The following is a 9170-nucleotide window of genomic DNA, read 5'->3' as shown; positions in this document are numbered from 1 at the left end:
AGCTCCTCAAGTACCGACCCCAACAGCAGCTGAACCTGGCAGTGGCCCTGCCCCGGCCCCTGCTGGCCGCAAATGCACGTGCTGGGCGGCGAAACAGGCGCCCCAAAGCGCCCACTTGGGTAATCGCCAAGTCGCTACCTAAAAGCGGAACCGCCTAAACCGAGTTCTGCAACAGCCACGGTCTGAAGAGCAAAACGCGCCGAAGTGCTAAAAGTCTCGTTCAGCAATCTATCCCGCTTGCCCGCCGGCACACCGCCCCCACGCGGGTACCCAACGCAAGGAACGCGCGCCCCGCGGACAGGACGGGCGGTGGCTTCGTTCGCGGCCGGGCATACGGCGCTTTACGACAGGCCGGCGGTAAAAGGAGTGCAGGCTATCATCCCGTTGGAAGCGGCCTTTTCGTTCCCTTTAACAGGGTTGCCCCTGGGTGGTCCGGGCACTGCCATCGGCGGGGGCCCTCTAGTGAGTTGGGCCATTCCACTGGTCCGTCATGCATCGCCTGCTATTGCAATATTAGTCGATTATTCATAACTTACACGATGAACAACGCCTTTGAACAAGCATACGACGCCTACGTCGTGCGTAAACAACTCGCCCGCCAATTGCAATGGCTCAACTTACGGCACGACTGGCTGACGCCGCGTCCCCTCCCCGCGGGGCCAGGCTCTCTCGCTGCGCCCACTCCCCCGCTAAAAGAGAAGAAGCCGCACCGCGCGACGCGGTAAAGGCACCGGGCTGCTTCGGGGCGCTTCTGCGCCGCCCCTGACGCGGTTGTTCCCACCTGCTCCCGCGGTGGTCCGCGCCGGTGGGCAGGCTCAGCAGCCGGGGCCTCCGGCCGGTGTCCTGCCTCGAAAAACAACCGGGAGACCCGCGACAATAGCCGGACGGGGCTAATCCGACAAGCGAGAAGCGGAAGAAATATTAACCGTGCAACCCCATGAAAAAGTATTTAATTAGCGGCACTTACAATGCCGAGGGAACCAAGGGCTTGCTGCAGGAAGGCGGCTCGGGACGGAAAAAAGCCATTGAGCAAATGCTGGCCGCTCTGGGGGGGAAAGTGGAATCTTTTTATTACACCTTGGGGGAGAATGACGTCTATCTGGTAATCGAACTTCCGGATGATGTGGCCGCCGCTGCCGTGGGATTACGCGTGAATGCGGCTGGGCTGGTTCGCATATCCCTGACGGTCCTCCTGACCCCGGAAGAAATCGACGAAGCCGCTAAAAAATCGGTCAGTTACCGGGCTCCAGGAGGAAAATAACCAACGTATTGTGTTCAATCAAAGGGTCCGAATTGCAAAAGGAGCAGTTAATTCACTGTTTTTAACACGCGTGAGCAACAAGTGCCGTTTATGCGTCAAACATCTTGTTAACAGGTGTTTGTTGGTGAAAAAACCCTCGTGTTCTAGCCCCAAAAACACCTGTTTTGGGTTATTCGACGGCCTATAACCGGGAGATTTCACCCAACACAGGCGAGTTATAACCCCGTCACCCGAGAGACGTCACCCGATTTGGGGGCAAACCACTCCCGTTGCCCTCCACTCCCCTGTGTCCTGCTCTACCTGAAAGCCCCCCGCGGCCGCGTCACCCTCAACTTGCCCACCGCCGAATATGAAGCGCAGGCCGCCGACGCGGCGCGAGCGGCCCACGCCAGCTCCGGCACCTATGCCTTGGTGCGGGGCGGCGCCGCGGCCGGTCCTGGACGAAAACGGCCGGCAGCGGGTGGCCGTCCTGTAGGGCAAGCTCGCCGTCGCGCAGGAGGCCGTGGCCGCCGCCGAGGCGCGCGCCAACGCCTTGGCCACCCGGTTGCGGACGGCGCAGCGCGAACTGGACAGCGCCCTACCCGTGCCCAGGTGCCGCAGGCGATTGCGGAAGCGGCGGCCCCAGCGCCGGACGCCTGCGTGACTGCTTACCCGCCGGGTGGGTCCGGTCCGGTTCCCGCTGCCGGGCGGCACGCCCTGCCCCGCGCACCACGGCACGGGGCAGGGCGCGGCGTCGACGCGAGGAAGCGGTGGCAAGGCCCCCGCCGCGCCGCCACCCGAACCTGGGCGGCCTGCCAGCCCGCGCCCGCCCCGAGCCCACGCCGCTGATTGTCCAGGCCGCAGCGATGGCCGAAGGCGTCGCCAGAACCGGAGCTGGGCAGCGGGCCGCACTCCTCCCCTTTCCGGCCGTGCGGGTCCGAGAAGCCTCGTTAGGCTAAACTAATGTAAATCCGGGAGGCGTTATCCGCCACTAATATTAACTCATGGTTGGCTGCCTGTTTTTTTACTCTGGGTCCTTGCTCAGCTGCTGCCGCCCCCGCACCTCGCCGTCAGCACTGGGCCACACCCAGGCCGGCTCGACCCCAAAGGTGGCCACCAGCGGCTGGGGGCCGCCGTCCATCAGGCGACTGTACTGACAGCGCCGAAGGGAGTCCGATACCCCGGCCGCGCTCAGGTGCAATGCCAGCGCCGGTTCCTTGCCGTGCAACAGGCCGGAACCCGGCAGCGGCAGCTTTAGCACTAGGACTACCTCCTGCGGCCGCATTCCATTGTGTTCACGCATGATTCACGATTCACGAATTGCGACGATAAGGATTAAACCGATTCACCCCATTCTGGAATTGACTGCCGGGCTGCTCTCATAAGCACCATTAGCGACTGAAAGCATACTTGTACTGCTGTTGCTGCAATCAATAAAATACATGTTTTGCTACAACTACTACATGTAGTAAAAGTACGTATTTTACTAATTTTATTACATGTAATAAAAGCACGTATTTTATTGATTGCAGTACCATTAATAATTTACATACATTTGTTGCTGTCAGCTCTTCTACAGCAAGCAGTACAATTCATGAAAGCAAAAAAGACTGGCCCACCGCCAATGCGGGTGCTCGCCATCACCAACAACAAGGGGGGAGTTGGCAAGACAACCAGTGCCGTGAGCATCGGCGCGGCGCTACAGCGCCAAGGGGCCCGGGTGTTGATGGTGGACTTGGACATGCAGGCCAACCTGACCAACAATCTTGGGGGCGAGTTAGAGCTGGCTTCGCACGTGGGCGACGCGTTGGTAGGGGCGGTGCCATTAGCCGAAGTAATTCTGACCACAGAATCCGGCCTTGATTTGGTGCCGGCCGATTTTCGCCTGGCCAGCTACGAACCCATCATCTACAAGCAGAGGGATTACCATACGCGGTTAGCAACGGTGTTGGCAACGGTGCAGGGGGCCTACGACTACGTGGTGGTCGACTGCCCACCTTCGCTGCAAACCTTCACGTACATGGCCCTGGCCGCGGCCGATGCCTACCTGATTCCAACCGAGCCGGAGAAGTTTGCCTTTGATGGGTTGCGCCTCGTGAAGGAGCTGGCCGACCAGATTGAGCGCCGCATCAACCCCGGGTTACAGTTTCTGGGCGTGTTCTTTACCCGGTACAATGCCAAGCAGCGCAATTCCATGCACGCGGCAGTGGTGCAGGCGGTGCGGGAGGAGTACGGGGAGGACGCGCTGCTGCCGAGCGTGCGGCGCGACGCGGCAGTGGTGCAGTCCCAGGTGCATGTGAAGACCATCTACGACCATAAACCCGATTCCAACGCGGCGGTGGATTATGCCGCCTTGGCCGAAATTGTCCGGGCCCGCCTGGCCTAGCCCGGGGCCAGCGCCCAGTACCTGTTCCACCTCATTTGCATTTCCGATGAACACGCCTCCCAAAGCAACTCAGGACGCCGTCTCTATGCTCCGCAAACCGGGCACGAAGGCTCAGCCCTCACACCAGGCCCCGGTAGGCCCGCCAAGGGCCGGAAAAAGGGCCTATTCGCCCTTTAGCTCCCGCATCACGGCGGAGAATCAGCGCTGCCTGGAGCAACTGGCCTACTGGAGCCGCGAAGCCAAGGTGGATATTCTGAATGATGCCCTGGAAGCCTACTTTGCTTCGCGCCCCGACAGCCAACAGGTCATCCCGGCCAAATCGCGGGTGCAGTAGGCAGGACTAACTTACTGAATATCAGTAATAAATGGTATAAAAAGCCGACGAAAATTTTACTTTTTATGCTTTTTTTTACCTTGAATGCTGCTGTTTGGGATTTTCATCTGCTACAAAAAAGACGTTGACTTAAAAAGTTGACTTAAAAAAAAATAAAGCTGCTTTATTATTATTATTTTACTTATTATAAGTATTATAGGTGCCATAACTAATTGATTATCAGTGTCACCAAAGGGTTATCTGCTACAAAAAAGACGTGTATCTGCTACAAAAAAGACGTTTGAAGCGAGTTATCTGCTACAAAAAAGACGTGTATCTGCTACAAAAAAGACGTCTGGGGCGATTCATCTGCTACAAAAAAGACGTGCTGCTACAAAAAAGACGTTGCCATGGAAAGCCTTGACAAAACAGTGGCGCAGCACAATGCGCTCATAAACGCCCGTTTTAGCTTCGTGCCACTGCAAATGCGGCTGTTTTTGGGGTTGCTGTCGCGGATTAGCTACGACGATACCGACTTCAAGGAGCACTTCGTGCCGCTGAGCGAACTGGTGTTTGACCGCCGGGGAGGGTCCGCGTACGAGCAGGTAGACGATATGTGCAAGAAGCTGGCGTCGTTCACGCTATACATTGAAGACCTGGAAGACGGCACCCGGCGCCGGCGCAGCAAGCCCAGCTTTACATACATCCCGTTGATGTCGGAAGCCCGCTACACGGCCGAGCAGGGGGGGGTACTGGCCAGTTTCAACCCCAAGATTATGCCCTACCTGCTGCAATTGCGGGAAAGCGGAAACTTCACCCCCGCGGATTTGAAAGAGGTGATGAAGCTGAAGAGTCCGCATGCATTGCGTATTTATTGGCTGCTGAAGGAATACGCTGACTTTGGCCGGCGGACCATGACGGTGGAGCAGCTACGTTTTGTGCTGGACGTGAAGGAAGAAGAGTACCCGCGCTTCAGCAACTTCAAAGCCCGTATTCTGGATAAGGCGCAAAGCGAGCTGGCGGAAACCGACATGCCGTTTACGTTTGAGCTGGAACGGGAAGGGAAGGTGGTAGAACGCATCAAGTTTTTGTTTCACTTGGCGTTATCTGCTACAAAAGAGACGTTGCCCACGGCGGAAACGGAGTGGGGGATAGCGCTGGCTCAAATTGGCCTCGACGCCCGTAGTATTACCCGTATCGGGCAGCAGTTGGGGGAGGGCGATTACGACCTGGGGTACGTCGATTTTGTGCTCGACCGCATCCAGAAGCAGCACCAGCTAGGTAAAGTCAAGCGCATGGCGGGGGCCATCTATAAGGCACTGGTGGAAAAGTACCTCCTGGAAGACTACCAGGAACTGTTGAAAGCGAGGAAAACGACGAAAAAGCCCAAAGCTATAGGGGCTCAAGAGGCGGAGGCCGCGGCCTATCGGATTGCCGAAGTGCGGGAAATGTATGATAACCCCGGGCCGTATGCCAAGGTGTTGCACCGCGCGGATTCGTTTGAAGAACATTTGCAACAAATCTATTTTAGTCAAGGCTTTAAGCGTGAGCAGCGGGACGGCGAGGATTGGGTGGTGAAGCATTAGGTCAGACGTTATTTGGCCTCGGTCCAAATGCAACATGAATCCTTGATTTTAAGGTTTGTATTTGATTTTTACTGACATACACAGGGTGATGGAACACCCAATTTGAACCTTTAGCCAAGGCCCATGGAGCGGGTCCTGATTTGCCCCGCCAACCTGCAGAGATAGCCCCCCTCGGGCGCTACAACCCGGTGGAAATCTTTGGAAAGTATTAGAATCCTTTGACATCTTTTCCTTATCGGTGGCGGCACTGGATGAAGTGCTCACTCCGCAGGGTACCTCGCAGCCAGAAAATACGCTCTTCCGAAACCCGACGGCGCGATGGAGCCCGTCAGAGGTTGCGGAGCGCGCCGAATGCCGGAAAAACCACCGTTCAAACCCTTGTTTTTGGCGCGGATAGGTGTCGGTTACGGGGCGCCTCGAAAAACCGGCTGCGAACACACAATTCCTCTTGGTTGGCCCGTCCGAAAACCATGGTGGCGGGACCGGTTTTTGGTGCGCGGAACTGCCCGGCGGGTCAGAGGCGAGATACTGCGGCGCGGACGGTGCAACCGGCCCATAATGCGCGACTTAACGTGCCTGAAAAAGACTGGTTAAAAGCAGGTTATTGCATTTTTTATTGTCCCGATAGCGAAGGAAATGCGCAGGTTTTAAGTGGCGTTTTTCACGAATCAAAACCCCGGTTTAATGCGCCCCAAAGCCGAGGCAACGGGACCCATCCGCCGTCTGCTCCCCGATGGGCGTTTTACGCACTATTTCCAACGTATTCGTGCCCTGAAAAACAGGTGTTATGCCCCGCTACGAACCGGCACGGCCCCGTGCAAAAAAGCCGATGCTGGGCGACCTTTCTCCGCACCGGATGCGCGCGCCGCTACGGCGGCGCCGCTTCGCGCAGTTCGGCCACGCCCACGGGCTTGAGCAGGTAGTCGAGGGCGCAGAACTTGATGGCCCGCAGCGCATACCGGTCGTGGGCGGTGGTGAGGATGATGTCGAAGGCGGCAATGCCCAGCATGTCCAGCAAATCGAAGCCGGAGCCCAGCGGCATTTCCATGTCCAGAAACAGCAGGTCGGGCGTCTGCTCGCGCAGGAGCTGCAGGCATTCTTCGGCCGAAGCCGCCTCGCCCACGATGGTCACGTCGGGGCAATAATGCTGCAGCAGCGCCCGCAGGGCCTCGCGGGTGTTCGATTCGTCGTCGATGAGAATGGTTCGGGTCACGGCAGGGGGAGGAGGCGCTAAGCTAGCTAATCAGGCGTGCAGGCGCGGAATGCGCACGACGACGCGGGTGCCCTGGGCGGGGGAGTCCGGGCCGCCCAGGTCGGTAAGGGTCAGGGTAATGGGGCGCCGGGCCTGCTGGTTCAGCAGGGCAATGCGCTCCTCCGTAATGGCCGACCCGCGGGAGGGATAGCCCGAGTGGTTGCCGGGCAGCCCGGCGGCGCGCTGGCGTTCCACCCCGTTGTCCTGCACCACGGCCACCAGATAATTGGCCTCCTGGGTTACGCGCACCAGCATGTGCCCCCGGCCGGTGTGGTGCGCCAGGCCGTGCCACACGGCATTCTCCACGAACGGGTGCAGGAGCATGACGGGAATCTCCTCGTCCAGCAGCACCTCCTCGGCAGCTACTTCGTAGGTGAATTCGCCCTCGAAGCGCAGGGCCTCCAGCTCCAGATAGCGGCGTAGCATGCTCACTTCGGCGCCCACCGTGAGCAGCGGCTGGTGCGACTGTTTCAGAATCAGCCGCATCAGCCCGCCAAAACGGGTGAGGTAGTGCTACGCCGCCTCGGCCTCGTGCCGCAGGATATACTTCTGAATGGACTGCAGGGAGTTGAAAATAAAGTGCGGATTCATCTGGGCCAGCAAGGCCCGCTGCTTGGTTTGGGCCAGGCGCAGCTGCACGTGCTGCCCCCGGCGCACCTGCCGGCCGCCCCACAGGCCCCTGCCTAGCACGCCTAGCACGCCCAGCCCGCCCGCCGCCCAGCCCAACCACTGCCGGCTAACCGGCTGCTCTTTCGGCAGGCGCCGGATGCCCTGACCCGTGACAAAAACCCAGCTGTGGGCATCCTTGCCCATGAACTCCACGGCCATGCCTTGCAGGGCGGGTACCTGCGCCAGCCGACGCCCGGCGTAGCGCAGTACGCCGGCCCGGGTAGCAATCCACAAGGGCCCCCCCAGGGGATTGATAGAGCGCCGTGATTTGCTTGCTGGGCAGTCCCTGCGCGTAGGTGATTTCCCGAAAGCCCGCGCCCTCGTACACCAGCAGCCCTTCGCGGGTGCCCACCCACACCTGGCCGCTGGCATCCTGCGCGAGCGCCGTAATGGTGTCATTGCTCAAGCCATTCTGGGTGGTGAAATGGGTTTTTTCCGGACCCTCACAGATCCAGAGGCCCCGCGGGGCCGCCTCCCATATCCTGCCCTGCTGGTCAATCAACCTGGCCCCCCGCCCAGCGATTCGCGCACGTCCTGACCCGCGGTCCCCGGAAGTAGTAAACCCAGGAAACCCAGGAATACCAGCCACCGCAGCGCTATCACGTCCCTTCCCATTCGCTAAAAGTAGGGGAATAAGGAGCAATCCATTCTACCGGAAAGCGTTATTCGCACCGTAAGAGGACGACCTCTCGGTTGCTTTAGTGCTAGAAAGTGTAGGCCTCACCGTCCTCGGGTATGAGCAGGCGGTCGGTCAGGCCGCGTTTGGCGGAGTACGCGCGCAGCGCTTGGCGCGTCAGCATCACCAGGTTCACCGCCTCCATATGGCTGGCAATGAGCGTGGCCTGGGGTGCAGCCTGATAGACATGGTAGACGTCCTGCGCGCCCATGATGATGGAGCCCACCCCAAGGATTTGGGCATCGCCGACGTTGAGGACCACGATGTCCGGCTGGTACTGCTGCAGGGTATCCTGCACGGACTGGTTCCACAAGGTGTCGCCGGCTATGTAAAGCGTCTTTTCATCGGGATGCTGGAACACCACGCCGCACACCTGGCCCAGAAATCCCCCCATCGCCCGAAGGGCGGCATCGGTACCGCACGGGCAACGCGACCGTGGGATTGGTCAAGTGGCTGTTGGGCGTGCCGGCCAAGCCGGGATAAATGCCTGGTCGGCCAACATCGGGTCGATGAGGAAGGTGGCGTTGCGGATTTGTTGGATTTTCATGCGTGTTTCCTAGAAAGGAGCCGGTGAATAGTTAAGGACTAAATGGTCCAAAACTAGGCAAAAAAATCTAGTGCGCCTGGTTTCCTCCGTCGAGATTCACCAGCACCAGCCGTAACCGGTCGTCGAGGTCGGTCCGGGCATAGCCCGCTCGCGCCATCACCTGCAGTCCCGGGTAGGCCAGCACCAGGAGGCGGGCCAGCTCCCGAGGGCTCCGGGGGCTGGTCAGCGAACCACTTTGCTGCCCGCGTTTGATGGTACGGGTCAACGCCTCCTCGATGCGGTGAAAATCCGTCAGGACCCGCTCACGAATCTCGGGGTCGTGCGGGGCCATCTCGACCGCTTGGTTGATGCTCATGCAGCCCAGGGCGGGGGTGTCCAGGTCGCCCATCAGCAGGTGGAAAAAAGCCTCGATGGCGGGGCGGGCCGGCTCCTGTTCCAGCACGCGTTGCATGTCGGTAGTCCGCTGCTGACGATAGGCGTCGAAAGCGGCGAGGAATAACG

Annotated in this window: 10 protein-coding genes and 1 pseudogene; 4 read left to right on the top strand and 7 right to left on the bottom strand. The window is 59.4% G+C overall.

Annotated elements, in window-relative coordinates:
* Positions 1 to 937 precede the first annotated feature (937 nt).
* Positions 938 to 1261 carry a GYD domain-containing protein gene (locus J4G38_RS25680; protein WP_210522129.1) on the top strand — a complete coding sequence of 108 codons (324 nt, stop codon included), beginning with the start codon at positions 938 to 940 and terminating at the stop codon, positions 1259 to 1261.
* A 1003-nt stretch (positions 1262 to 2264) separates the two neighbouring features.
* Here J4G38_RS25680 and J4G38_RS25675 read toward each other — a convergent pair.
* A complete protein-coding gene (locus tag J4G38_RS25675; RefSeq protein WP_210522130.1) occupies positions 2265 to 2543 on the bottom strand; it encodes a hypothetical protein in 279 nt (92 codons plus the stop codon).
* A gap of 291 nt (positions 2544 to 2834) precedes the next feature.
* Here J4G38_RS25675 and J4G38_RS25670 point away from each other — a divergent pair, with 291 nt between their 5' ends.
* The 3 genes from J4G38_RS25670 (at position 2835) to J4G38_RS25660 (ending at position 5525) form a co-directional block, all read left to right on the top strand.
* On the top strand, positions 2835 to 3626 hold the full coding sequence (locus J4G38_RS25670) for a ParA family protein (protein WP_226163868.1): 792 nt from the start codon (positions 2835 to 2837) through the stop codon (positions 3624 to 3626).
* A 46-nt stretch (positions 3627 to 3672) separates the two neighbouring features.
* Positions 3673 to 3960, top strand: a complete 288-nt coding sequence (locus J4G38_RS25665; protein WP_210522132.1) for a hypothetical protein — start codon at positions 3673 to 3675, stop codon at positions 3958 to 3960.
* Between the two features lie 389 nt (positions 3961 to 4349).
* On the top strand, positions 4350 to 5525 hold the full coding sequence (locus J4G38_RS25660) for a replication initiation protein (RefSeq protein ID WP_226163866.1): 1176 nt from the start codon (positions 4350 to 4352) through the stop codon (positions 5523 to 5525).
* A gap of 868 nt (positions 5526 to 6393) precedes the next feature.
* On the opposite strand, the gene J4G38_RS25655 is transcribed toward J4G38_RS25660, so the two are convergent.
* The 6 genes and pseudogenes from J4G38_RS25655 to J4G38_RS25630 form a co-directional block, all read right to left on the bottom strand.
* A complete protein-coding gene (locus tag J4G38_RS25655; RefSeq protein WP_210522134.1) occupies positions 6394 to 6738 on the bottom strand; it encodes a LytR/AlgR family response regulator transcription factor in 345 nt (114 codons plus the stop codon).
* Between the two features lie 30 nt (positions 6739 to 6768).
* On the bottom strand, positions 6769 to 7263 hold the full coding sequence (locus J4G38_RS25650) for a sensor histidine kinase (RefSeq protein ID WP_210522135.1): 495 nt from the start codon (positions 7261 to 7263) through the stop codon (positions 6769 to 6771).
* A 27-nt stretch (positions 7264 to 7290) separates the two neighbouring features.
* Entirely contained in the window at positions 7291 to 7680 is a 390-nt protein-coding gene (locus tag J4G38_RS25645; protein ID WP_210522136.1) for a histidine kinase, read from the bottom strand.
* 112 nt (positions 7681 to 7792) lie between these two features.
* Positions 7793 to 8035, bottom strand: a pseudogene (locus tag J4G38_RS29270) (two-component regulator propeller domain-containing protein); the annotation flags it as partial.
* 115 nt (positions 8036 to 8150) lie between these two features.
* Positions 8151 to 8516, bottom strand: a complete 366-nt coding sequence (locus J4G38_RS25635; RefSeq protein ID WP_210522137.1) for an MBL fold metallo-hydrolase — start codon at positions 8514 to 8516, stop codon at positions 8151 to 8153.
* Positions 8517 to 8736: 220 nt separating this feature from the next.
* The coding region (locus J4G38_RS25630; RefSeq protein ID WP_226163864.1) for a TetR family transcriptional regulator C-terminal domain-containing protein at positions 8737 to 9170 on the bottom strand (434 nt) is incomplete at its 5' end.

Source organism: Hymenobacter terricola (assembly GCF_017921975.2).
Classification (GTDB): domain Bacteria; phylum Bacteroidota; class Bacteroidia; order Cytophagales; family Hymenobacteraceae; genus Hymenobacter; species Hymenobacter terricola.
This window is presented reverse-complemented; position numbering and strand designations above follow the sequence as displayed.